The organism is Variovorax atrisoli 110B (assembly GCF_000382045.1).
GTDB classification, from domain to species: domain Bacteria; phylum Pseudomonadota; class Gammaproteobacteria; order Burkholderiales; family Burkholderiaceae_C; genus Variovorax; species Variovorax atrisoli.
Map to the genome: position 1 here is coordinate 1 of NZ_KB907461.1, position 24,572 is coordinate 24,572.

Here is a 24,572-nt window from a genome sequence, read left to right on the forward strand (position 1 = left end):
GAGGAACTTCGGCACGACGAACAGGCTGATGCCCTTCACGCCCTCGGGCGCGCCGGCCACGCGTGCCAGCACGAGGTGCACGATGTTCTCCGCCATGTCGTGCTCGCCGTAGGTGATGAAGATCTTGGTGCCGAACACTTTGTAGGTGCCGTCGGGCTGCGGCTCGGCGCGGGTGCGCACCAGGGCGAGGTCGCTGCCGGCCTGCGGCTCTGTGAGGTTCATCGTGCCGGTCCACTGGCCGCTCACGAGTTTCTCGAGGTAGGTGGCCTTGAGTTCGTCCGAGCCGGCCGTGAGCAACGCCTCGATGGCGCCGTCGCTCAGCAGCGGACACAGCGCGAAGCTCATGTTGGCCGAGTTGAGCATCTCGCCGCAGGCCGCGCCGATGGTCTTGGGCAGGCCCTGGCCGCCGAAGTCCGCCGGATGCTGCAGCCCCTGCCAGCCACCCGCCACGTACTGCGCGAAGGCTTCCTTGAAGCCCGGCGTGGTGGTGACGGCGCCATCCTTGAACGACGAGGGATCGCGGTCGCCCGCCACGTTCAGTGGCGCGATCACGTCCTGGTTGAAGCGCGCGCACTCTTCGAGCACGGCCTGTGCGGTTTCGAGGCCGGCATCCTCGAAGCCGGGCAGCTTCGCGATCTCGCCGATGTTGGCCAGGTGTTCGATGTCGAACAGCATGTCTTTAAGGGGCGCGACGTAACTCATCTCGATTTTTCTTTCGAAGCAGATCCAAGGTAAATGAAAATCCCGGCCCCTCCCGAAAAGGAGCGCCGGGCACACGGCAGGACGACGCGAAGCTTCAAGCCAGACGGGCTAGCTCTGCTTCTCCATCTTCTCGTGGGCATCCACGAGCTGAGCGAGTAACCTCATGAAGACGGCGCGGTCCTCGGGCGACAGCGGCTCGATCAGCAGCTCCTGCGAGCGGTGGATGCTCTCCTGCAGGCCGTTGATCAGGTTCAGTCCGTCCTTGGTGATCACCGACAGCCTCGATCGACGATCGTCCGGATTGACGCGCGTCTCGACCAGTCCCTTGTCGACCAGGCGCTTGACCACTTCGGCCGTCGTCGTTCGATCCAGTGAAAGCTCGCGGCCGAGGGCCTTCTGATCGAGCCACGGATTCATCGAAAGCGCGGTCAACATGCCGATCTGCAGCGGCGTGATGCTCTCGGACTTGCAGAGATCGAAGAAGATCGCCTGACCGATCTGAGTGAGCCGGCGGATCAGGAAGCCCGGGCGCCGCCACATGACTTCGCGCAGCGGATTGAACGGCTCTGGACCCTTGGGCTTTGGCGCCTCCACCTCGGTGGTGCCACCTGTCTTCTTCCGGGCGGGAGAACGCTTCGTCATCATCTCGAGATCGCCAATAGTGTCAGCCGGCGAGTGTATCGGCTCCCTCATGTGCAAAGGAACGAGAACGCCCGCCGCTACGGCAGGTCGACCTCGAGGTACTCGCCCAACAGGCGGTGGAAGTCCAGCTCGTCGTCCCACGGGATCATGTGGCCGGCATCGCTCGCCGTGCACTGCCTCAGGTGGGGTGCGAGGGTTTCGATCTCCGCCAGGTCTTCGGCGAGCACGACGCCGCCACGCCCCGCGGTCATGAGCAGCCCGGGCGTCTGCAGGCTCGCCAGATCGGCGTGGATGTCGTCGCCGTGAAAACCGGCATGCGCCTGGGCGACCGCCTCCTCGCTGCAGGTGTGGAGCCACTCGGCGCGCAGCTGCAGTTGTTCGTCCGTCCAGGTCGGCGCGTAGGGACGCAACTCGTCTGCCGTGATGCCCTGGATGGCCATCCGGATGGAATCCACGTACCACGACAGCGGCACGGGATAGGGGCGGCGGCTGGGGCCGGAGACGGGCGGATCGATCAGCAGCAACCGGTCGAGGCGGCGTGCATCGCGCGACGCGGCGCGGATCGCGACGCGCGCTCCCATGGAGTGCCCCAGCAGCGTGACGGACGACCACCCCTGCACCTCCAGCAGATCGAGCACGTCGTCCGCCATGGCATCCAGGCTGGCGTCCATGCCGGGCGCGCTGGAGGACAGGCCCCGCCCGCGGAAGTCCAGCACATGGACGTCGAAGTGGCGAGTCAGGCGCTCGGCGACGAAGCCCCACGTGATGGCCGGGCTCGTGATGCCGGGCAACACCAGCATGCGCGGGCCCTGGCCGCCATAGCGCAGCAGGTGCAGCCGCACCCCGTTGGCGCGCACGTGGTAGCCATGAAGAAATGAACTCATTGCGACTCCGAGGTGTTGCGTTCACCGACCGATCCCACTCCCGCTGCGGTTCCGGCTGGCAACGCAAACGGCATCGACACGTAGCTTCGCCGCTGCGCTGGAAGGGATGCGGCAGCCGGCACGAACGGTCTCATGACTGCGGCGGCCTTCCCAACCAGCCTCGAATGCGGTTCCACAGCACGCTCCACATCATTGCGGCCATGGAGACCGTGGGTTGCGACTCGTCGACCGAAGCAGCCTGCCCGCACAGCCTGCGGGAGATCTGCTTGCCGAAGTCCGCCACCATGCGGCGTACGAAATCCTTCACGAGCCCCGATCGCGAGAACTGCGCGAGCGGCCCCTGCAGTGCGTAGATCATGTCCACGTGGACGCGGGTGCTGTCAGCGGTGAGCGCTTCGAGCCGATAGGTGATGTCGCCCTGCGTGCGCGACTTGCTCAGGCTGTCCTGGCCCGCACCTCGAAGAACGGCGCGCCGGGCGGCGTCGTCGCGCTCCAGCCGCGCCGCACCGGCGAAGGCTGCGGACATCGGACCGAACTTGATGGCGATCGTGCCCTTGACTTTTTCACCCTCGTGCGAGTCGATGGTCGCGCCCGGCAGGCAGGACGCCACCGCGGGCAGGTCGCCCATGAATGCCCACACCCGGTCGACCGGATGAGGCACGTCGAAATGAACCTCGATGGCGTTGCCTTTCGCCTTGGCCTTGGCCATCGCCACGGGATCGACCTCCGCCATGTCCGTCGCGGCGGCAGAGCCGGATGCCGCGGTCCTGCCGGGCGACGGCATCGGCGATTCGGCGGGCGCCGCTGCGGCAACGCGTTTCAGCGCGATCGTTCGCGGTGCGGCCAGTCGCTGGCGCAGCTGCTCGAACTGCGCGTCGGGGGTGTCTCGCTGCTGCTGGAGCACGTCCAGGATCGCGTCGACGATGCCCTGGTAACCCGTGCAGCGGCACAGGTTGCCCGACAGCTCGAGGCGCACGCGCGCTTCGTCGGCGTCGGGTAGGCGAAGCACGATGTCACGTGCCGTGGTCAGCATTCCCGGCGTGCAGAAGCCGCATTGCAGCGCATGGTGGCGCGTGAATGCCTGCCGCAGCCGCTGCATCGCCGCATCGTCTTCGTAGCCCTCGATGGTGGTGACCTCCCGGCCTTCGCATGCCACGGCGAAGGTGATGCACGAGCGCGTGGGCTGGCCGTCGACGAGCACGGTGCAGGCGCCGCACACGCCGTGCTCGCAGCCGAGGTGCGTTCCGGTGAGGCGCAGTTCGTCGCGCAGGAAATCGCCCAGATGCACCCTGGGCTCAGCCGGCCGGCTGATGCTGCGACCGTTCACTTGAATGGAAATCGGGTCCAAGTCTTTTTACTCCGCGTGTTTGGCGCCCGCCAGGACGCCGGACTGCTCGAGTGCGCGTTCCAGGCAGGCGGTGAAGAGCTTCTGGTCGATGGCGTCGCGTTCGGGGAGCGCAGCGCGCACCGCTGAGCGCAGCGACTCGCGGCCAGCCGCGCCGGCACCGTTGCGCGCGATCTCGGCTGCGAGCGCAAGCAGCAAAAGGGGAGGGCCGTCGGCAGCTCCGAGGACGATCCGCGCACGCTCGCGCGAAGCGTCGAAATACACCGCCGCACTGGCCTCTGCGAACTCGCCCGGCTTGCGGCAGACCTTGTGATATCCCCAATGCGTGGAGGATGTCTCCGAGGGCACGGCGACCGACACGATCAGTTCATCGGACTCGAGCACGGTCGTGTAGGCGCCGAGCATGAGCGCATCGGCGTCGATCGTGCGTTCGCCGCGCGGCGACCTGACCATCATGCGCGCGCCGAGGGCCGCCAGCACCACCACCCAGTCGGCCGCGGGGTCGGCATGCGCCAGGCTGCCGCCCACGGTGCCTCGGGTGCGGATCGCGCGGTAGGCGATCCCGCCTGCGACCTGGCGCATGGGATGCGCGGCCAACGGCGGGTACACGCCGTCCTCCACCTCCGCATGGGTGACGGCGGCACCGATCTCGATCCAGTCGCCCTTGCGGCTGACGGTGCGCAGGCTGGGAATCTGCGCGACGTCGACCACCTGGGCAGGCCGCGCCAGCCGCAGGTTGAGCATCGGGCCGAGGGACTGGCTCCCGCTCATGGCCTTCGCGGCGCCTGCGCCTGCTGCCAGCGCAGCGATCGCCTCGTCGACATCGAGGACGCGCGTGTATGCGAACTTCGGCGCTTTCATCGGGCGTGCTCCTCTTCGCGCTTCGCGCTTTCGAGGGCCGCGAGCAGGCGGCGTGGCGTCAGGGGCGTCATGAGCACCTCGGCAGCGCCGGTGCCGCGCAGGGCGTCGTTCACCGCGTTGAAGATCACCGCCGGCGGCGCGATCGCACCGCCTTCGCCGACGCCCTTAGCTCCGAATTCGGTGTGCGGCGAAGGTGTCTCGAAATGGTCGATGCGGATGCGCGGCACCTCGGTGGCGCCCGGCAGGATGTAGTCCGCCAGGGTGGAGGCCAGCGGCTGGCCTTGTTCGTCGTACGGACTCTCCTCGTACATCGCGGTGCCGATGCCCTGTGCAATGCCGCCGATGGTCTGGCCTTCCACGATCATGGGATTGACCATGGTCCCGCAGTCCTCCACGACCACGTAGTCGAGGATCTCGACCTCGCCGGTTTCGGTGTCGACGGCCACCACCACCGCATGCGTCGCATAGGTGAAGGTGCCGGTATCGACCTTGGGCTTGTACGCACGGGACACCTCCAGGCCGCCGAGATGAACGTCGGCGGGCAGGTCCTGCGGCGTGAGGTACCACGCGCCCCCGACCTCCGACAGCGAGATCGACTTGTCGCCGGACACGGCGCGTCCTTCGATCAATGCGACAGTCTGCGCATCCACACCCATGAGGTAGGCGGCGATCGACTGGATGCGCGGCAGCAGTTCCTTGCACGCGACCGAGATGGCGCCTCCCGACATGACGGTGGCGCGCGAGGCGTAGGTGCCCGAAGAAAACGGCGTGAGTGCCGTGTCCCCGTGCACCACCCGGATCCTCGACACCGGAATGCCGAGCACGTCGTTGGCGATCTGCGCGAAGCTGGTCTCCATGCCCTGGCCGTGCGAGTGCACGCCCACGCGCACTTCGAGTCCGCCGTCCGCGGTCATTCTGACGACCGCCTGGTCGAAGCCGGGCACCACTGGCAGGCCCCAGTTCGCGAACACCGTCGTGCCGTGGGCGGACTGCTCGGTATAGGTGGCCGTGCCGAAGCCGATCAGCCGCCCGTCGGGCTCGCCGCGCGCCTGGCGCTCGCGCACGGCCTTCAGTCCGATCATCTCCACGGCGCGGCGCAGGCTTGCCGGGAAGTCGCCGCTGTCGAAGTGCTTATTGGCCACGTTCACATAGGGCATGGCCGAGGCCGGGACCAGGTTCTCCAGCCGCACCTCCCAAGGCTCGCGCCCCACCTCACGGGCCACGGCGTCCATGAGCAGTTCGATCGCGAAGCAGACGCCGGTGCGCGCCACGCCGCGATAGGCCATGAACCCCGGCTTGTTGGTCGCAACGCACAGGGTCTCGCACCGATAGCCGCGGAAGCTGTAGGGCCCGGGCAGGTTGCCGATCGCCTGGCCTGGCTCCAGGCCGACGAAGAAGGGATAGTAGGAATAAGCGCCGCCGTCGATGGTGATGACGGCGTCCAGCGCCAGCAGCTTGCCCGTGCGGTCCGCATAGGCCGTGAGCCGGTAGTGATGCTGGCGCGTGTTGGCGCCGACGATCAGGTGCTCGCGCCGATCCTCGAGGTAGCGAAACGGCGTGCGATAGGTCTTGGCCAGCCAGGCGACGCAGAGGTCTTCGGGATAGAGCTGTCCCTTGTAGCCGAAGGCGCCGCCGACGTCCGGGGACACGACCCGAACGGCTTCCTCGTTCATCGCGAGGTGCTGGGCGATGCCCACGCGCAGCAGATGCGGAACCTGCGTGGCGCTGACGACCACGAGCTGGTCGGTCTGGAAGTCCCAGTAGGCCAGAACGGATTTGCCCTCCATCGGCACGATGCACTGGCGCGACAGCTCGACCGTGCGGCTGACCTTCACCTCCGCTTTCGCGGCGAGTTCTTCGAAGTCGCGATCGGCCCGCAGCGTGAGGAAGACGTTGTCCTTCCATTCGGGGTGCATGAACTCCCCCGTGGCCGCGAGCGCGGAATCCGCGCTGTGGTACACGGGCAGTTCGTCGTACGAGACCTCCACTTCCTCCAGCAGGTCTTCCGCCATGGCGCGCGTGGGGGCCACCGCCATCGCGATCGCCTCGCCGACGTGTCGGACCTTGCCCGACGCTAATGGCGGCAGCGCCGAGTACTGGTAGGTGGGCACCGAAGACGGCGATCCGATGTCCGCCGCATCCGACATCATGTCGCGCAGGAACACCTTCCCCGCAAGCGCTTCGGGAATCTCGACGCCGGTGACCACCGCATGCGCGAGCGGGCTGCGCAGGAACGCGACCTCCTGCAGGCCCGGCAGCACGAAGTCGCCCACGAAGTTGCCTTTTCCCACGAGGTGGCGCGCGTCCTCCTTGCGAGGCACCCGGGCGCCGATGCCCTCGCGCTTCAACAGCCTCGCCGGAATGTCTGCTCGGTCCATGCGTTTCCTTTTATTGACTGGTTTCCTGGTGCCGGACTCCATCGAATCCGCCCACGCCCGGCAATGCCCAGGTGATCGACGCGCAAGAACAGGTCTCTTCGCCGCACCCCGCAAAAGGGCTTTCATCGCCAATGTGCGTTTCGACATCTGAGCCGCACGATATGACAGTTCACGTGCACAAGTATATGGCCGATGTCGAAGCAATGGAAGACAGCTTCTGTCGATGCAAACCCTAACAGTTGAAACTCGCAGAGTTGGTGCATCTACATTGTAATTTCTCCCCTTTTTGGCGTTCTCTTCGGGACCATCAGATCCAACGTGGTGCAGCATCGGACAGTAAAAACCCGTACTTGAAATCGCGAGCGCGTCCAACTAATATGACAGTTCACTGACTACTTTTTGAGAGGTCCGGAAATTACCGGATGGAGCCATGAACTGGATCAAAGTCGCTTCTGCGCGAGAGCTGAAAAACGATGAAGCGAAAACCGTCAACGTCGCAGGCCACGGCGTCGCGCTGTTTCGTATCGACGACGAGTTCTTCGCCACGGACGGCATGTGCACGCATGCCACCGCGCTGCTGTCGGAGGGCTATGTCGAGGACGGCTGTGTCGAATGCCCGCTGCATCAGGGCCGCTTCGACATCCGCACGGGCAAGGCGATGTGCGCGCCGGTCACCGTGGACCTGCGCACTCACGCCGTGAAGCAGGAAGGCGATGACGTCTACGTGATGTCGCCGGCCGCGAAATGACATCGCCCTGCATCGTCATCGTTGGTGCGGGCCAGGCTGCGGCGGTCGCCGCCCATGCGCTGCGCGAACACGGCTACCGCGGACGCATCACGATGCTGGGGCGGGAGCCTCACAGGCCGTATGAGCGCCCCCCGTTGTCCAAGGCCGTGCTGGTGGCGGCCGAGGAGCCGAGCCTCGACGTCCTCGCGCAGGACGCCTGGGCACTTGACGACATCGACCTGCGAAGCAACGCCGATGCGGTAGCCCTGGATCTCTCGAAGCGGCAGGTTCGCCTTGCCGACGGCCAGGTGCTCTCGTACGACACGTGCCTGATCGCCACGGGCGGCGAGGCCAGCACGCTGGCGTGCGCACCGGCCGGCCGGCCGCACGTGCACTACGTGCGCACCCTCGACGACGCGCGGCGGTTGCGCGCCGCTCTCCAGAGCAAGCCACGGGTCGCGATCCTGGGTGGCGGCTTTCTTGGCCTCGAGATCGCCAGCTCCGCGTTGGCGGCCGGCGCGGCGGTGACCGTGATCGAGCGCGCGACATTCCTGCTCGATCGGTTTCTTCCGCCGGAAGCGTCTGCGTGGCTCGAATCCGGTCTGCGGCAGGCCGGCGCGCGCCTGCTGCTGGGCACTGCCCTCGAAGGCGTCCACCCTCTGCCCGACGGCTGCACGCGCCTGTCGACCCATGCCGGTGATCTGGAGGCCGACGAGATCGTCGTTGCCATCGGCCTCTCGCCCAACGACGCACTGGCCCGCGATGCGGGCCTGGAGATCGCTGCGGGCGGCGGCGTTCTCGTCGACGCGCAGTGCCGCACCAGTGACGAGCACGTGTTCGCGTGCGGCGACTGCACCAGCCAGCAACGCCCGGGACACGCGGCGCCGACGCGCCTGGAGTCCTGGCAGAACGCCAACGAGCAGGCACGCACCGCCGCGGCCGCCATGCTCGGTGCGCCCGGCCCGGCACCGGCGGTGCCCTGGTTCTGGACCGACCAGGGCCGACACAACATCCAGATGCTGGGCCTGCCGGGCCCCGGTCTCGCCTACGTGCGCCGCGGCGATCCGGCCGCCGGCAAGGTGCTGTGGATCGGCCACCGCGGTGGCGTTCCGCTGCACGGCGTGGCCATCAACGCCGGCGCCGATCTGCGCGCCATCCGGCCCCTCTTCGAGCAGCGGCGGCCGGTGCCGCTCGACGAATTCCAGCGGGATGCCACCGATCTGCGCGCATGGGCCAGGCAGATGCGAGGCGGCGCCCCTTCCACCGTTCAGCCACCCCTCACAGCCTAAGGAGCTTTCATGTATCAATCGCAGGCGGTCATCGGCATCACGAATGCCCGAAAGAACCCGCCCCTGGAACAGTGCGTCTGGCCCGCGGACGCGCTCAACAACATTCCGGACTGGGTCTATACCAGCCAGGCCATCTACGACCAGGAGATCGAGCGCATCTTCCGCGGCGATACCTGGAACTTCGTCGCACTGGAAGCCGAGATCCCGAACGCCGGCGACTACAAGCGAGGCTACGTCGGCGCCACGGCGGTGGTGATCGTTCGCGCGGAAGACAACACGATCTCCGTCTTCGAGAACCGCTGTGCCCACCGCGGCGCCGAGTTCTGCCGCTCCAGCCACGGCAACGCGAAGGAGTTCGTCTGCCCCTACCACCAGTGGTCGTACGACCTCAAGGGCAATCTGCAGGGCGTTCCGTTCAAGCGCGGAATCAACAAGGTTGGCGGCATGCCGCCGGACTTCAAGAACGCGGAGCACGGTACCCGGCAGCTTCGCGTGGCCACGCGCAACGGCGTGGTGTTCGCCACCTACTCCGACAAGACGCCGCCGCTGGAGGAGTACATGACCAGGGAGATCGTCGAGGAGTTCGACGTTCCGTTCTCGGGCAGGAAGCTCAGGATCCTGGGCTACTGCCGCAACGAGCTTCCGTGCAACTGGAAGATGTACCACGAGAACCTCAAGGACCCTTACCACGCGACGTTGCTGCACTCGTTTCTCGTGGTGTTCGGCCTTCTGGTGCCCGGCATCAAGTCGATCGTCTTCGCTGACAAGGAACACGGCCGCCACGGCTACATGGCGTCGTCCAAGCCCGACCAGGTCTATGCCACCGTCGCCGCCGACGACAAGGCGGAGATGCGGTCGTTCAGCGACAACCTCCGGCTGCGCGACGAGCGGTTCCTGGACTACGTGCGCGAGTTCGATTCGCCCTGGTCCGCCAACATGATGACCATGTGGCCGAACCTGATCGTGCAGCGCCAGATGAACACGATGGGTGTGCGCCAGATCATTCCGAACGGCCCGAACAGCATGGTGATGCAGTGGACCATGTTCGGCTACGAGGACGACACGCCCGAGATGACGCGGCACCGCCTTCGGCAGGGCAACCTGATGGGCCCCTCCGGCTTCCTGGGCCTCGAGGACAACGAGGCATTGAAGTTCGTGCAGGAGGGCATCCGCAATTCGTCCACCGACAACAACGTCGTCAAGCTCGATGCGGGCCACCAGGGAACGGCGCGCAACCTGATTTCGGAGTCGTGCATCCGGTCGCTCTACCAGTACTACCGGGAAGTCATGGGCATCCGTGTCGCGGAGATGGCAGCATGAAAGAACGGCTCGCCTACGCCAGGTCCACGATCTCGCCGCGCCGCGCTGCGGAGCTGCGCGCGGAGGTCGACTGCTTCCACGTCGAGTACTGCGCCGCCCTCGATGCCAACGACATCGAGCGCTGGCCCGAGTTCTTCAGCAAGGAGGCGACGTACCGGATCACCTCGCGCCAGAACGCGCTGCTGGACATGCCTGTGGGCCTCGTCTACTGCGAGGGCCTGGACATGATCACCGACCGCGCGCTCGCGGTAGCCCATTCGCAGATGTTCGCGCCACGGCACATGCTGCATGTGCTGGGAATCACGCGTGTGCTGCAAGAGACGGACGACACGATCAGCTCGCAGACACCCTTCATCCTGATGCAGACCCTGGTCGAGGGGCCTTCCACCGTGCATCTCGCGGGCATCTATCACGACCGCTTCGTGCGCGACGGCGGACGGCTGCTCATTGCCAGCCGCGAAGTGGTGCACGACACCGAAATTCTCGACACGGCCCTGGCGTACCCGGCCTGAATCCATTGAGGACCCCAATGAATCCAACCCCCAAGATCGCGCTCGAAGAGCACTTCAGCGCTCCCGGCTTCGACGCCTACTCAGCGAAGTACACGCGCGCACTGCCGGCCGACTTCGTGGCCCGGCTCGATGCCAGGCTCAGCGACTTCGACGACCAGCGCTTGGCCGAGATGGACGCCGGCAACATCGAGTACGCCGTGCTGTCGCAGACGATGCCCGGCGTACAGGCCGAGACGGACGGCGCCGCCGCGGTGCGGCGCGCACGCGAGAACAACGAATTTCTCGCCGAGCGCGTGGCACGCCATCCGCAGCGCTTCGGCGCCTTCGCACACGTCGCGCTCCAGGACCCGGCGGCCGCAGCGCGTGAACTCGAGCGCACCGTGGTCGAGTGCGGCTTCAAGGGCGCGCTGATCAACGGCCACACCCTGGGCCGCTACTACGAGGACAGCGAGTTCGACGTGTTCTGGGAGCGCGCGGAGGCACTCGGCGTGCCCATCTATCTGCACCCCAACGCGTTCAGCCAGCCGCCGGCATTGCTGGAGGGCATGCCGGTCCTCCAGGGGGCTACCTGGGGCTGGGGCGTGGAGACGGCAGGGCACGCACTGCGCCTGCTGTTCGGCGGCGTGTTCGACCGCTTCCCGCGGCTGACCCTGCTGCTGGGCCACATGGGAGAGGCCCTGCCGTATCAACGCTGGCGCATCGACAGCCGCTTCGCCGCGTACCCCTCGGGCATCAAGCTGGCGCGCAGGCCCAGCGAGTACATCGGCAGCAACATCCTGATCACGACGTCCGGCGTGTGCTCCGCGCCGGCACTGCTGGGCGCCATCGGCGAGCTCGGCGCCCATGCCGTTCTCTTCTCCGTGGACTACCCCTACGAGTCCACCGCCGAGGCCTGCGAATTCATAGAGCAGGCGCCGCTCGACGCGCGCACCCGCGAGCTGGTGTGCCACGGCAATGCCCGCCGGCTCTTCAAGCTCGGCAGCCCGCAGGACCTCGCGCTCCTGCAGATCTGACACTTTCAAACAGAGGACGAAACATGCCAGTCAGCGATTATCAAATGGTCAAGGCCTGGGACGAGGTTCTGAAGCTCAGCAAGGTGGAGCGCGGACAGAAGGTCTCGATCCTGTGCGGTCCCCATACCCATCCGCAGACGCTGCAGACCGCGACGATCGCGGCGCAGGCCGCGGGCGCGGTCGTCACCCGGATCGAGCTGCAGCCCATCAACGCGGAGAAGGCCCCCAGCCGCGACCTGATGAACTACCTGGGGGAGACGCCCCTCACCAACAACCCGGTCGCGCTCGCGGCCATGAAGAACAGCGACATCGTGCTGGACCTGATGCTGCTGCTGTTCTCGCCCGAACAGATGGAGATCCTCGAGTCGGGGACCAAGATCCTCCTGGCCGTCGAGCCGCCCGAGGTGCTGGTGCGGGCGGTGCCCACCGAGGCCGATCGCGAGCGCGTGCTCGCCGCATCGAAGCTGCTCAAGGCCGCCAGGAAGATGCACGTGACCTCGCCGGCCGGTACCGACGTGACTTTCAAGCTCGGCGACTACCCGACCATCTCCGAGTACGGCTTCTGCGAGGAGCCCGGGCGCTGGGACCACTGGCCCAGCGGCTTCCTCTTCACCTTCGCCAACGAGGGCGGCAGCGACGGCACCATCGTGATCGACCGCGGCGACATCCTGCTGCCACAGAAGAACTACGTCTCGGACAAGATCACCATGCAGCTGCGCGAAGGCTTCGTGCGCAGCATCGAGGGCGACATCGACGCCGCCCTGCTGCGCGAGTTCATGGAGGCCTACAAGGACCCCGAGGCCTACGCCATCGCGCACATCGGCTGGGGGATGCAGCCGCGCTGCTACTGGCACACGCTGTCGCTGGTGGACCGCGAAGCCACGTCCGGGCAGGACGCGCGCGCGTTCGAAGGCAACTTCCTGTTTTCGCTGGGCCCCAACAACGAGGCCGGAGGGCCTCGCACCACGCCTTGCCACCTGGACATTCCCTTGCGCAACTGCACGGTGAAGCTCGACGACGTCGTCGTGGTTCGCGACGGCAAGGTCATCGACGAGGCCTTCCGATGAGCGCCGATCCGGAGATCTACCAGAAGCAGGGCTTCGGCAATGCCGTCGCGCCGAAGGCGCCGTACGGCCTGCTGATCATCGACTTCGTCAACGGATTCGCCGACCCGCTCACGTTCGGCGGCGGCAACATCGAGCCGGCCATCGAATGCACTCGGGGCCTGCTGGCCGCCGCGCGCGAGCGCGGATGGCCCATCGTCCACACGCGGGTCGTGTACCAGGACGACGGCGCCGACGCCAACATCTTCGCGCTCAAGGTGCCGCCCATCCTGGCCCTGCGCGAGGACGCGCCGCAAAGCCAGATCGTCGCGCAGCTGCAGCCGCGCAGCGGCGAGCTGGTGCTGCGCAAGATCCATCCGTCGGCCTTCTTCGGCACCTCGCTGGCGTCCTGGTTGTCGCAGCGCGGCGTGCAGACGCTGCTGATCGCGGGATGCACCACCAGCGGGTGCGTCCGCGCCAGCGTGGTCGATGCCATGTGCCACGGCTTTCGCCCCCTGGTCGTCACGGACTGCGTGGGCGACCGGTCGCTGCAGGCGCACGAAGCCAACCTCTTTGACATGGACCAGAAGTACGCGACCCTGATGCCGCGCGACGCCGCACTGCAGGCGACCGAGGCAGCGCGGCCGCAGGGCATCCCGGCCTGAAGCCAGGCCGCGCCCAAGACTCCCGACCCACCTCTCGTCAAAACCCCGGGGCGAATGCCCGCCAGCGACCCCACTACCTGGAGAAGAAGATGACCCTCAAACTCGTTGCCGCGCTCGCGGTCTCACTCGCGACGCTCGCGCTGCAAAGCCGCGCCGACGTCATCAAGGTGGGTGTGATCGCACCCATGTCCGGACCTTTTTCCGCAGTGGGGCAGACCTGGGAAGGAGCGACCAAGGCCTACCAGAAGCTCAACGGCACCACTGCGGGCGGGCACACGATCGAAGTCATCTACCGCGACCTGCCGGACATCAATCCCGCGCAGGCCAAGGCATTGGCCCAGGAGCTCATCATCAAGGAAGGGGCACAGTACATCGCCGGCCTGTACTTCACGCCCGATACGCTGGCTGTCGCCGCGCTCGCGCAGGAGGCGAAGGTGCCCGTCGTGATCTTCAATGCGTCGACCTCGTCGCTCCTCGAGAAGTCCGACTACCTGCTGCGCACCTCCTACACGCTGCCGCAGATGGCCGTGCCGGTGGCCAAGTACGCGCTCGAGAAGAACGTGAAGAACGTTGTGTCGCTGGTCAGCGACTTCGGCCCCGGCCTCGACGCCGAGAAGGCCTTCAACACCGCTTTCGTCGCTGGAGGCGGCAAGCTGCTCGAGGCCATTCGTGCGCCGCTGAAGACGACGGACTTCGGCCCCCTGATGCAGCGCGTGAAGGCGCTCAAGCCCGACGCGCTCTACGTCTTCGGCCCCGGAGGGCCGGCCACCTACGCAATGATCAAGGCCTACAACGAAGCGGGGTTGAGGGCCTCAGGCGTGCGCTTCCTGGGCACGGGCGAAACGGATGAAGACCAGCTGCGCGCGATCGGCCCCGAGCTGCTGGGCATAGAGACCGGCATGTTCTATTCGGCGACGCACAACTCGCCGCTGAACAATGCTGCCGTCAAGGCGTTGGCAGAGGTGGCCCCCAAGGCCATCCCGACCGTCCAGCTCGCGAATGCGTACGACGGCCTGCATGTGATCTATCACATGGTCAAGGCGACGGACGGCAAGCGCGACGGGCCCAAGGCCCTTGCCGCCGCCAAGGGCTTCTCTTGGGAGAGCCCGCGCGGCCCGGTGAAGATCGACCCCACCTCCCGCGAGTTCGTGCAGAACGTCTACATGCGGGTGGTCGAGAAGGATTCCTCGGGACGCTTCGTCAATCGAGAGTTCCGGACCTTCGAGATGCAGCCCGACTACGGACGCATCCAGGGCACGGCCAAGTAACGCAGAGACTGCAGCATGTCTTTCGCGCTTCTCAGCAGCATCCTGATCGACGGCGTGACGTACGCCATGATCCTGTTCATGATCACCGTGGGCCTGTCGATGACGATGGGCTTGATGCGTGTGGTGAACCTGGCCCATGGCGCCTTCGCGATGCTCGGCGGCTTTCTTGCAGCGAGCATTCCACAGCGCCTTGGCGTGCCCATCGGGCTGGGCTTCGTGATGGCGATCGCCCTGGTGGCCCTTTTGGCCGTGATCTTCGAGCGCACCCTGCTGCGCCGCTTCTACCGCCGCGACGATCTCGACCAGATGCTGGTGACGATCGGGCTGATGTTCGTCGCGACCGCAGCGGTCAACCTGATGTTCGGATCGTCGGTGACCTCCGTCGCGCTTCCCGAGGCATTCAGCGGCTCGGTGGACCTGGGCTTTCGCTCCATTCCCCGGCACCGGCTCATCGTCGTCGCCTGTGGGCTGCTGGTCGTCGCCGTCCTGTGGCTCGCCGTGGACCGGTCGTCCTTCGGCATCCGGGTGCGCGCCGCGGTCGACAACGCGCCGATCGCCCGGGCCATCGGCATCGACACGACGAAGATTTACGCAGCCACCTTCGCGATCGGTGCGGCGCTCGCGGCGCTGGGCGGCATTGCCGGGGCCGAGATGCTGCCGATGGAGCCGACCTACGCCTCCAAGTACCTGGTGATCCTCCTGGCCGTCGTGGCCGTCGGAGGAAACGGAAATCTGTTTGGCTCTTTCTTCGCAGCGTTGCTGCTTGGCATCGTGGAGACCTCGATGAAATACATGGTTCCGCAGCTCGCATCGGCTGCCTTCTTCCTGACGATGATCGTCGTCCTGCTGTTCCGGCCCCAGGGGCTCTTCGGGAGGCAGGCATGAGCGCGGTGATTCCGCCCATGGCGATGGCTGCGCCGCCCCGCGCCCGCCCGTGGAAGCAGTTGCGCACCGAGATCGTCCTGACGCTGGCGGGGCTGCTGGCCTTCGCGCTGTTCCCGCAGGACCTCGGGTTGCTGACCAATATGGCGACGATGTCCATCTTCGCGCTGTCGCTGAGCCTGGTGTTAGGACAGGCGGGCATCGCGACCCTGGGCCAGGCCGCGCTGTACGGCGCCGGTGCCTACGTCGCGGGCTGGACCGCGCTCTACCTGACGGCCGATCCGATCGCCGGGCTGCTGCTCGGCGGCCTGGGCGGAGGGTTGATCGCGCTGCTCAGCGGCGCGGTCATGCTGCGCTCGACCAAGCTCACGCTGGTCATGCTGACGATCGCGGTGGCGCAGTTGCTGCTCGAACTCGCCAACTGGGCCCGATGGCTCACCGGCGGCGACGACGGACTCGCCGGCTTCGAGGTCGCTCCGCTGTTCGGCATCTGGGAGTTCAACTTCATGGGCCACACCGGCTACTTCTACGCGCTGGGCGCGCTGGTGCTGGTGTACTTCCTCGTGCGCAACCTGGTCGAGTCGCCCTTCGGCCTGACGGCCAGGGCGATCCGGCAGGACCCGGGCCGCGTCCAGGCTCTGGGCGGGCGCGTGTACCTGCACCTGCTGGCCGTCTACATTATCGGCGGCGTAGTCGCGGGCCTGGCTGGCGCATTGACCGCGCAGACCAGCAAGGTGGCCAATCTCTTCATGCTGGACTTCACGACATCTGCGGGCGTCGTGGTCATGATCGTCCTGGGCGGCACGCGTCGCCTGTCGGGCGCGGTGCTCGGCACCGTCGCGTACATGACCATCCACCACATCGCATCGACATTGAATCCGTACCACTGGCTCTTCGTGATCGGCTCGATGCTGATCTTCGTGCTCATCGTCCTGCCCGAAGGCCTGATCGGACTCGTGGACCGGGCCGCGGCGTACGCCATGCGCCTGCGCGGCAACGGAGGAGCACGATGACCCCCCGGCTGCAAACCCGCAACCTGTGCCACTCCTTCGGCGGCCTGGCCGTCACGCAGAACGTCACGCTGTCGCTCCCGCAGGGCGCCCGCACGGCGCTGATCGGGCCGAACGGCGCCGGCAAGACCACGCTGGTCAACCTGCTCAGCGGAGCGATCCGCCCGAAGTCCGGCGACATCCAGCTCGACGGCCGCTCGATCGTGCAGCTGCCGCAGTACGCACGCGTGCGCAGCGGCATCGTCCGCACGTTCCAGATCAGCCGGCTGTTCAAGGACCTGACCGTGGCGGAAAACGTCAAGGTCGCGGTGCTCCAGCGACTGCGCGCCTCCATGCAGTGGTGGCCTTCGCCGGCGCGTTCGGCACGCGTTCACGACGAGGTCCACGAGACGCTCGGCATGCTGGGCCTGAACCCCTTTGCGGACCGGGTGGTGGGGCGGCTCGCGCTCGGCGAGCAGCGGCTTGCGGAAATCGCACTCGCGCTCGCCATGAAACCCGAGGTGCTGCTGCTGGACGAGCCCGGCGCGGGCGTGCCGCAGGGCGAAGGCGGCCGCATCATGAGCGCCATCGAGCGCCTTCCGAAGGACCTGTCGGTGCTGCTCATCGAGCACGACATGGACCTGGTGTTTCGCTTCGCCTCGCACATCATCGTCCTGGTTGCCGGCGCGGTGATGGTGGAGGGGTCGCCGCAGGAAGTCGCGGCCAACGAACAAGTCAAGCAAATCTACTTCGGACGAGACGGCCACCATGCCCAGCACTCCCATTGAACTTCGGTTCGACGACGTCACGACCGGCTACGCCGGCGTGCCCGTGGTCGAGCATCTGAGCTTCAGCGTGCGCGAAGGCGAGCGCCTGGGGCTGATCGGGCGCAACGGCGCCGGCAAGACGACGACGCTCGCAACCGCGACGGGCCTGGCCGACCTGATGAAGGGGCGCGTCCATTTCGGCGGCAAGGACATCAGCGGCGCCACCACCTTCGCCCGCGCCCGCGCCGGCTTGGGCTACGTGCCGCAGAGCCGGGACATCTTCCCTTCGCTCACGGTGGAGGAGAACCTGCTGTCGGGCCTGCAGGGGCGCTCGGCCGGCGCGGCGCTTCCCGCGGTCTATGAGTTGTTCCCGCGGTTGAAAGAGCGGCGGCGCAACGGCGGCACCCAGTTGTCGGGCGGAGAGCAGCAGATGCTGTCTGTGGCGCGGGCGCTTGTCGGGCAGCCGCGCATCCTGCTGCTCGACGAGCCGCTGGAGGGTCTGGCCCCGATGGTGCGCGAGGAGCTGATGGACGCCATCGTCCGCATGAGCGACAGGCTCGGGGTCGGATGCATCCTCGTGGAACAGCACGTGGACGTCGTTCTCGACTTCTCGACGAATGTCATCGTGCTGGAGCGCGGCGTCGCCGCCTATGCCGGCTCGGCAGCCGCGCTGCGCGAGGACGAGGAACTCCTGAACCGCACCATCGGAATCCAGAAGTGCTGAGGCCGATGCCTGCTGCGCGATCGTTATCGCTATCCCGGTCGTGGTTGCGCATGCCGTCACCGGTTCGCGCTTTCATCGGCAGCGGCAGCTGAATGCGGCACGGCTGAGATCCGCCATGCAGAACCTTCGTGTTTTCCTGAGTCCGCTGCGGGCTTTCGATGCGGTGTACCGGGCCAAGGGCGTCTCGCGGGCAGCTCAGCTGCTTCACGTCACGCCCGGGGCCGTGAGTCAGCAGATCAAGCAGCTCGAGGCCGGCCTGGGCGTGCAGCTGTTCCAGCGGTCCGGCCGCGAGATCGGGTTCACGGCGGTGGGCGAAAGGCTCGCCCACCGCGTCTGCGATGCCTTCGACCGCCTGCAGGACGCGCTCGGCGACCTGGACGAGCATCGGAGCGAAAGAAGGCTGCGCCTCAAGGTGACGCCGAGCCTGGCCATCCGCTGGCTCGTTCCTCGGCTGCATGGCTTCTACGCGGAGCATCCCGACATCGCACTGGAGATCGCAACGATCGCCATGGCCGACGACATGCGGCTCGAAGGCGCGGATTGCGCCATCCGCCATGGCATGGGCGAGTGGGCCGACGTCGAGCTGGACCACCTCTTCGACGACGAGTTCGTCCCGGTCTGCGCACCGGGCCAGGCAGGGCAGTTGCAGACACCTCGCGACCTGCTGCAGGCCAACCTGCTGCACTCCATGATGCGGCCACAAGCCTGGCCGCTCTGGTTCGGTTCCGCCGGCCTCGCGGATCCCGCCCGCTCGCGCGGCATCACGCTGGCGAATGCCGCACTGTGCTATCAGGCCGCGGCGGATGGCCTGGGCATCGCGATGGCCCAGCGTGCCTACGTGGAAGACGACCTGCGCACCGGACGCCTCGTGGTCGCCGTCGACCACAGGGCTCGGACGGAGCTCGGCTACTACCTCGTCTGCGACCCGATGAAGGCGGCCACCGCCCCGGTGCGGCTGTTCAGGGAGTGGATCCGGTCGGTCCGCTAGGCGCCTCCAAGGGGGCCTGCTAGTCGGCCTTGAACCCCGAGGCCTTGGCCACGGGCTCCCAGAATGCGCGCATCTCTGCGAAACTGGCGCGTGCATCGGTGGGTGAGCTTCCCGTGCTCACGAAACCGAGCGTGCCGACCTTCTTCGCGAACTGCTCGGTCGCAACGGCCTTTCGCACGGCATCGCTCCATTCGGCGACGACGGGGGCCGACGTGCCCGGTGCCAGGCAGATGGCCAGCACGCCGACTGTGGTGAGCTCCTTGCGGCCGAGCTCGGCGAAGGTCGGCACGTTCGGCAGGAGCGCGGATCGTTGGGCCGAGGTGACGGCAAGCACGCGCAGCTTGCCGGCATCGTGGTGCTGCGCGAAGTCGCCGACAGTGGAAGTGCCCGCCGCGATGTTGGCGCCGGCAAGGTTCACGATCATCGGGGCTGCGCCCTGGAAAGGAACGTCCTGCAGCGGCGTTCCGATGATCTTGCCGATCTGCAGCCCCAGGAAATGCGTGGGCCCGCCCGACGCCGCATGGCCGAAGTTGGCGCTCTGGGGATGCGCGCGCACCCACTGGGCGTATTCGCCGAAGGTCTTGACCGGCGAGGAGGAGGGCACGGCGAGAGCCATCGCGAACTCGACCACAGTCGACACCGGAAGGATGTCGCGCTGCGGGTCGTAGTGGAGCTTGTTGAAGACGAAGGGGTAGATCGACGTGAGGAAGTCGGGGCACAGCATGGCCACGCTGCCGTCGGCCGGTGCGGCGCGCATCGCGTCGATCGCGATCCTTCCGCCGGCGCCCGGCTTGTTCCCCACCACGACCGAGCGGTGGAGCGGGTCGTGCAGCTGGTCCGCGAGCGCACGCGTCACCACGTCGAGGGTGCCGCCTGGCGAGAAGCCCACGAGGATCCTGACCGGTGGCCGGCTGGCTTGCTGGGCGATGGCCGGCGGTGCGCCGACGAAGGCGGTGATGGCGAGTGCGAGGCTGCATCGCCAGGAAGCAGACGGTGTCTTCACGGGAGGCTCCAGAAGAAAGGTCGGATCGGGTGCCCGAACGCAGGAAGGGCGGGGCGGGTGAACCGGAGGCGGCGTCTTCGTCGACGCCGTCGTCCTCCGGTCGAGGAACTCAGCGGCCTCGGAACACCGGGGGGCGCTTCTCGGCGAAGGCGCGGCGCCCCTCCAGCCGGTCCTCGCTGTCCCTGAGCAGCCCGAAGGCCTGGCGTTCCAGCGCGAGCCCGCCGGCCAGCGGCAGTTCGCGCCCGTTCATCGCGAGGCGCTTGGCGGCCGTCATCGCGAGCGGGGCATTGGCGGCCATCCTGCGCGCGAGCCCGATGGCCGTTTCCTGCAACGCCGAAAGCGGCACCACCCTGCTGACCAGACCGATGCGCAGCGCCTCGGCGGCGTCGATGCGTTCACCCGTCAGCAGCATCCACATGGCATCGGACTGGCCTACCGCGCGGATCAGGCGCTGCGTGCCGCCCGCGCCCGGAATGCTGCCGACGCGCACCTCCGGCAGGCCGAACTGGGCGTTGTCCGAACAGATGCGGATGTCCGCGAGCAGGGCCAGCTCGAGTCCGCCGCCGAGGGCATAACCGTTGATCGCCGCGACGACGGGCTTGTCGGTGTGCAGCGTGCCGAAGTTGAAGTGCCGGTTGCCGCCGCGAAAGACTTCACGCGCGACGCCATCGCCCGACGGCATCGTCTTCTTGAGGTCCGCCCCCGTGCAGAAGGCACGCTCGCCTGCACCGGTGAGGACGAGCACGCGCACGTCCTCGTCGTTGCAGACCCGGTCCCAGATGCCGAGCAGCTGCTCGTTGGACTCCGGGTCGATGGAGTTCATGGCCTCGGGCCGATTCAGGGTGACGATGGCGACGCCATCCTGGACTGTGTAGACGATGGGCATGGTTTTCCGTTCTTCAGGTCTGGGAAGGGCTGGCCGCGGCCACCGAGTCGATGGCGCCGGCTGGCATGCCCAGCGCGGCCAGCACCTCGCGGGTGTGCTCGCCGAGCGTGGGCGCGGCGCGGCGCGCACGCGGCCGCTCGCCCACCGCGCCGAGCACGCTGCGCGCCAGCGTCAAGGTGCCGGCGACGGGGTGCTGCACGCTTTCCGCGAGCGCCGCCTCGACGAAGGGGGCCGACTGCGCCACCTCGGCATAGTCGTTGATGGGGCCGCAGATGATGTCCACCGCCGTGAACTTCTCCAGCCAGAAGGCGCGCGGTTGCGCGAGCATGCGGGCTTCCAACTCGCGCAGCAGCGTTTGGCGGTGCTGCAGCCTGCTCTTGTTCTCGGCGAAGCGCGGATCGCCGGCGAGTTCCGGTGCACCGATGGCGGCACACAGTGCCTGCCATCTGGCAGGGTGATAGGCCGCGACCATGATCCAGCCGTCGGCGCAGCGCAGGGCCTCGTTGGGCGTCGAGTACGGCGCCGCGTTACCTTGCGGTCCGGGCACTATGCCGTCGGCGAAGTAGGACGCGAAACTCACGTGCTGGAGCGCGATGGCGCTGGCGAACATGCTGGCCTCGACATGCTGGCCAAGGCCTGTGCGTTGCCGCTCCTGAAGGGCGGCCAGCACCGAGATGGCCGCCAGCGAGCCAGTGACCAGGTCGACGACCGGCACCGGCACCTTGCAGGGGTTTCCATCGGGCGCCCCGGTGACGCTCATCAGGCCGCTCACGGCCTGCAGCACGCCGTCCACGCCGGGCAGATCCTTGCTGGCGCCGTGCTGGCCGTATGCCGAGACCGAGCAGTAGACGAGCCGCGGATTGCTCGCGGACACCGAGGCGTAGTCGAGCCCGAACCGCGCCATCACGCCGGGACGGAAGCTCTCGACCAGCACATCGGCCTGCGCGATCAGTTCCTGTGCGGCCCGCCGGTGCGACGGCTGCTTCAGGTCGAGCACGATGCCGCGCTTGTTGCGGTTCAGCGCCAGGAAGGCGACGCCCTCGCCATTGACCCATGGCGACAGGGCCCGCGAGAGATCACCCGTGGGCGTCTCGACCTTCACCACGTCGGCGCCGAGGTCGGCCAGGCACAACGTGCAGGTCGGCCCGGCCATCACCTGCGTGAAGTCGATCACTTTCAATCCGGTCAATGCATTCGCGAGCATGCGATCTTCAGCCTTGTTCGATTTCTGTCGGCGCGATCCGGCTCTATACCGACGGGCTGCCGAGACTGCGGCCGCCGCAGACGTACAGGAGCTGGCCGGTGACGTAGCTCGCGCCGGGTTCCGCGAAGAACCGTACGGCGCGGGCGATGTCCTGCGGCTGGCCGATCCGCTCCATCGGCACGGTCTTGTGGAGGCTCTGGCGCACTTCTTCGGTGAGCGTCGCGAACAGCGGCGTCTCCACGATGCCCGGCGCGACGGCGTTGACGGTGATGCCCTTGCGCGCATATTCGAGCGCCAGCGAGCGGGTCAGGCTCACCACTGCGCCCTTGGACGCCGAGTAGGCGGCTTGGCCGCGGTTGCCCAGCCATGCGCGAGAGCCGATGTTGATGATGCGCCCGAAGCGGTTCTGCGCCATGTGCGCCAGGACCGCCTTGGCGCAGATGAACTGCGAAGTCAGGTTGATCTCGATGACGCGGCTCCAGAACGCGAGATCCATCTTGGAGACCAGCTTGTCGCCGCCGATGCCTGCGTTGTTGACCAGGATGTCGATGCGTTCGTGCGATGCCAGCAGCCGGGCCACCGCCGCCTCCACCTGGTTCACGGAGCTGACGTCGACCTTGAAGGTGGTCACGTCGGCACCTTCGCTCGACAACGTCCGCTCGGCTTCGTTCAGCGCGGCGTCGTCGAAGTCCCACAGCGCGATGCGGCAGCCCCCCTGTGCAAGCTCGCGGGCGATGCCCAGGCCGATGCCCTTGGCGCCGCCGGTCACGACGGCGACGAGGCCCTGCAGCGAGGCGGGCGCGATGGTGTTTGTTTGGTTCATGGGGAGTGCCATCAGAGCGAAAGAATGTTGATCGAGCAGGCGGCGTGATCGACGCCCCAGATGCCGCCGCCCGTGACCTGCGTGAGGCCGATGCGCGCGCCCTGCACCTGCCGCGCGCTGGCACGGCCTTGCAGCTGTTCGCAGACCTCCACGACCTGCGCGACGCCGGTCGCACCCGGCGGGTGACCCTTGGCGATCAGTCCGCCGCTCGGGTTGACCGGCACGCGGCCACCCAGGGCGGTCGCGCCGCTTTGCAGCAGGCTCGCCGCATCGCCGCGCTTGCAGAGGCCGAGGGCTTCGTAATAGAGCAGCTCGGAAATGGTGAACGCGTCGTGCACCTCCAGCAGGCTGAGGTCCTCGGGCCCGATGCCGGCCTGCTCATAGGCCAGCCGGGCGGCACGCGCGGTGATCTCGGCCTCGGTCATGTCGACCGGCGCGGTCTCGAACAAGCCCGACTGCACCACGGACGCCAGCACACGCACAGGCTTGGCGGCGCCCCTGGAAGGCTTGGTGCTGAGCACGAGGGCCGCGGCCCCGTCCACCACGGCGGGGCAGCACTGCAGCAGCGTGAGCGGCTCGGCCACCGGGCGCGACGCCAGCACCTCCTCGCGGCTCGCCAGCTTGGCGAACTTGGCGATCGGGTTCAAGGCCCCGTGCTTGCGGTTCTTGACGGAGATGTCTGCCAGCGTCTCCAGCGCGAGGCCGTGATCGTGCATGTAGCGCCTGGCACGCATCGCGTACAGCGCGGGCATGATCATGCCGCGCCTGTTGTTCCAGTCCTTCTGGCTGAGCTGCAGCGGGCCGCCGCCGAGGCTGCTCAGGTGGTCCATGCCGAACACCACCACGGTGTCGTACTGGCCGACCTTGAGCGCCTGCAGCGCGAGATTCAGCGCGGTGGCTCCGCTGGAGCAGGCGTTGTCCACGTTGTAGACCGCGCCGCCGCCGGCATGCAGTTCACGCAACGCGCGCTGTCCGGGCAGCATGGCACCGAGCGCGTTGCCGCAGTAGAACGCCTGCACCTCGCCGAGCTGCGTGCCGGCATCGGCGAGCGCGTCGAGGATGGCGGCCTGGGCCATCGACTCTTCGGTCAATTCGGGGAAGCGGCCGAAGTCGGTGATGCCGACGCCGGTGATCAGTGGTTGCTTCATGGTGCATCACTCCTGGAATGCATAGTCAGGCGTGCCGTCCGGCAACGCGAAGGACACCACCCGCAGGCGGGCACCGATGGCTGGCGGCTGGTCGCCGTACAGCAGCCGGCCGAACGCACGCACGCCGGTATCGAAGTCGACCATGGCAAGGCCGTAGGGCTGCTTGTCCTTGCCGGGGTGGACGATCGTGAAGCTGTAGAGAGAGCCGATGGGCCCGAGCTCGATGTCTTCGACCGTCTGGTCGTCGTGGGTGAATTCGATGGGCGGGAACTGGGCCGGCTGGCCGGCCACGCGGGTCGCGACGAGCACCATGCCGCCGGGGGTTTTACGGAAGGGGGATTCCGTTCGCTTGATGATCTTCAAAGGTGTCTCCTGTTCGTGTGGAGCTCGCCACAGCGAAGGAAAGTATCGAGATCCAGGCCCCCGCGGTCATTGGATTTCTGCTGGGCATTCTTTAGCGCAGCTGAACGATTCGACACATGCAGCCCAGCTAAACAATGGCCAGCAGA

Annotated in this window: 25 protein-coding genes; 13 read left to right on the forward strand and 12 right to left on the reverse strand. The window is 67.2% G+C overall.

Annotated elements, in window-relative coordinates:
* The 6 genes from G369_RS0126630 to G369_RS0126655 all read right to left on the reverse strand — a co-directional run.
* Positions 1-702: acyl-CoA dehydrogenase family protein (locus tag G369_RS0126630; protein ID WP_038115927.1), on the reverse strand; the 702-nt coding region annotated here is incomplete at its 3' end.
* Positions 703-810: 108 nt separating this feature from the next.
* Complete coding sequence (locus tag G369_RS0126635; protein ID WP_019657110.1) at positions 811-1,347, reverse strand: MarR family winged helix-turn-helix transcriptional regulator; 537 nt, start codon at positions 1,345-1,347, stop codon at positions 811-813.
* A 74-nt stretch (positions 1,348-1,421) separates the two neighbouring features.
* A complete protein-coding gene (locus G369_RS0126640; protein ID WP_019657111.1) occupies positions 1,422-2,228 on the reverse strand; it encodes an alpha/beta fold hydrolase in 807 nt (268 codons plus the stop codon).
* Between the two features lie 130 nt (positions 2,229-2,358).
* Positions 2,359-3,576 carry a xanthine dehydrogenase family Fe-S subunit gene (locus G369_RS0126645; protein WP_026346655.1) on the reverse strand — a complete coding sequence of 406 codons (1,218 nt, stop codon included), beginning with the start codon at positions 3,574-3,576 and terminating at the stop codon, positions 2,359-2,361.
* Between the two features lie 6 nt (positions 3,577-3,582).
* Positions 3,583-4,434 (reverse strand): FAD binding domain-containing protein, encoded by an 852-nt coding sequence (locus G369_RS0126650; RefSeq protein ID WP_019657113.1) that lies wholly within the window; start codon positions 4,432-4,434, stop codon positions 3,583-3,585.
* On the reverse strand, positions 4,431-6,812 hold the full coding sequence (locus tag G369_RS0126655; protein WP_038115901.1) for a xanthine dehydrogenase family protein molybdopterin-binding subunit: 2,382 nt from the start codon (positions 6,810-6,812) through the stop codon (positions 4,431-4,433). Before G369_RS0126655 ends, G369_RS0126650 begins: the two co-directional genes overlap by 4 nt.
* A 430-nt stretch (positions 6,813-7,242) precedes the next feature.
* Here G369_RS0126655 and G369_RS0126660 point away from each other — a divergent pair, with 430 nt between their 5' ends.
* From G369_RS0126660 to G369_RS0126720, 13 genes are all read left to right on the forward strand, one after another.
* The gene (locus tag G369_RS0126660; protein ID WP_019657115.1) at positions 7,243-7,560 is read left to right on the forward strand and encodes a non-heme iron oxygenase ferredoxin subunit; all 318 of its coding nucleotides are present in this window, start codon (positions 7,243-7,245) and stop codon (positions 7,558-7,560) included.
* Positions 7,557-8,828, forward strand: coding sequence for an NAD(P)/FAD-dependent oxidoreductase (locus G369_RS36345; RefSeq protein ID WP_019657116.1), 1,272 nt, complete (start codon positions 7,557-7,559; stop codon positions 8,826-8,828). The genes G369_RS0126660 and G369_RS36345 overlap by 4 nt, the downstream gene beginning before the upstream one ends.
* 9 nt (positions 8,829-8,837) lie before the next feature.
* Positions 8,838-10,148: an aromatic ring-hydroxylating dioxygenase subunit alpha gene (locus tag G369_RS0126670; RefSeq protein ID WP_019657117.1), complete on the forward strand. Its 1,311-nt coding sequence runs from the start codon at positions 8,838-8,840 to the stop codon at positions 10,146-10,148.
* Complete coding sequence (locus G369_RS0126675) at positions 10,145-10,660, forward strand: aromatic-ring-hydroxylating dioxygenase subunit beta (protein WP_019657118.1); 516 nt, start codon at positions 10,145-10,147, stop codon at positions 10,658-10,660. Before G369_RS0126670 ends, G369_RS0126675 begins: the two co-directional genes overlap by 4 nt.
* Positions 10,661-10,677: 17 nt before the next feature.
* Complete coding sequence (locus tag G369_RS0126680) at positions 10,678-11,673, forward strand: amidohydrolase family protein (RefSeq protein ID WP_019657119.1); 996 nt, start codon at positions 10,678-10,680, stop codon at positions 11,671-11,673.
* 23 nt (positions 11,674-11,696) lie between these two features.
* The gene (locus G369_RS0126685) at positions 11,697-12,740 is read left to right on the forward strand and encodes a 2,5-dihydroxypyridine 5,6-dioxygenase NicX family protein (RefSeq protein ID WP_019657120.1); all 1,044 of its coding nucleotides are present in this window, start codon (positions 11,697-11,699) and stop codon (positions 12,738-12,740) included.
* Complete coding sequence (locus G369_RS0126690; protein WP_019657121.1) at positions 12,737-13,381, forward strand: isochorismatase family protein; 645 nt, start codon at positions 12,737-12,739, stop codon at positions 13,379-13,381. The genes G369_RS0126685 and G369_RS0126690 overlap by 4 nt, the downstream gene beginning before the upstream one ends.
* A gap of 89 nt (positions 13,382-13,470) precedes the next feature.
* Positions 13,471-14,649, forward strand: coding sequence for an ABC transporter substrate-binding protein (locus tag G369_RS0126695; RefSeq protein ID WP_019657122.1), 1,179 nt, complete (start codon positions 13,471-13,473; stop codon positions 14,647-14,649).
* Between the two features lie 15 nt (positions 14,650-14,664).
* A complete protein-coding gene (locus G369_RS0126700; protein WP_019657123.1) occupies positions 14,665-15,534 on the forward strand; it encodes a branched-chain amino acid ABC transporter permease in 870 nt (289 codons plus the stop codon).
* Positions 15,531-16,544 (forward strand): branched-chain amino acid ABC transporter permease, encoded by a 1,014-nt coding sequence (locus G369_RS0126705; protein ID WP_019657124.1) that lies wholly within the window; start codon positions 15,531-15,533, stop codon positions 16,542-16,544. The genes G369_RS0126700 and G369_RS0126705 overlap by 4 nt, the downstream gene beginning before the upstream one ends.
* On the forward strand, positions 16,541-17,308 hold the full coding sequence (locus G369_RS0126710) for an ABC transporter ATP-binding protein (protein WP_019657125.1): 768 nt from the start codon (positions 16,541-16,543) through the stop codon (positions 17,306-17,308). Before G369_RS0126705 ends, G369_RS0126710 begins: the two co-directional genes overlap by 4 nt.
* On the forward strand, positions 17,289-18,011 hold the full coding sequence (locus G369_RS0126715) for an ABC transporter ATP-binding protein (RefSeq protein ID WP_019657126.1): 723 nt from the start codon (positions 17,289-17,291) through the stop codon (positions 18,009-18,011). Before G369_RS0126710 ends, G369_RS0126715 begins: the two co-directional genes overlap by 20 nt.
* A 115-nt stretch (positions 18,012-18,126) precedes the next feature.
* Positions 18,127-18,999 carry a LysR substrate-binding domain-containing protein gene (locus G369_RS0126720; protein ID WP_020723279.1) on the forward strand — a complete coding sequence of 291 codons (873 nt, stop codon included), beginning with the start codon at positions 18,127-18,129 and terminating at the stop codon, positions 18,997-18,999.
* A 19-nt stretch (positions 19,000-19,018) separates the two neighbouring features.
* On the opposite strand, the gene G369_RS0126725 is transcribed toward G369_RS0126720, so the two are convergent.
* The 6 genes from G369_RS0126725 to G369_RS0126750 all read right to left on the reverse strand — a co-directional run bounded on the left by G369_RS0126725 (position 19,019) and on the right by G369_RS0126750 (position 24,426).
* Positions 19,019-20,002, reverse strand: coding sequence for a Bug family tripartite tricarboxylate transporter substrate binding protein (locus G369_RS0126725; protein WP_019657128.1), 984 nt, complete (start codon positions 20,000-20,002; stop codon positions 19,019-19,021).
* 109 nt (positions 20,003-20,111) lie between these two features.
* The gene (locus G369_RS0126730) at positions 20,112-20,888 is read right to left on the reverse strand and encodes an enoyl-CoA hydratase/isomerase family protein (RefSeq protein ID WP_019657129.1); all 777 of its coding nucleotides are present in this window, start codon (positions 20,886-20,888) and stop codon (positions 20,112-20,114) included.
* A 13-nt stretch (positions 20,889-20,901) separates the two neighbouring features.
* On the reverse strand, positions 20,902-22,092 hold the full coding sequence (locus G369_RS0126735; protein ID WP_019657130.1) for a CaiB/BaiF CoA transferase family protein: 1,191 nt from the start codon (positions 22,090-22,092) through the stop codon (positions 20,902-20,904).
* Positions 22,093-22,135: 43 nt separating this feature from the next.
* Complete coding sequence (locus G369_RS0126740) at positions 22,136-22,915, reverse strand: SDR family NAD(P)-dependent oxidoreductase (RefSeq protein WP_019657131.1); 780 nt, start codon at positions 22,913-22,915, stop codon at positions 22,136-22,138.
* Positions 22,916-22,926: 11 nt separating this feature from the next.
* On the reverse strand, positions 22,927-24,063 hold the full coding sequence (locus G369_RS0126745) for a thiolase family protein (RefSeq protein WP_019657132.1): 1,137 nt from the start codon (positions 24,061-24,063) through the stop codon (positions 22,927-22,929).
* A gap of 6 nt (positions 24,064-24,069) precedes the next feature.
* Entirely contained in the window at positions 24,070-24,426 is a 357-nt protein-coding gene (locus tag G369_RS0126750) for a Zn-ribbon domain-containing OB-fold protein (protein WP_026346657.1), read from the reverse strand.
* Positions 24,427-24,572 lie beyond the last annotated feature (146 nt).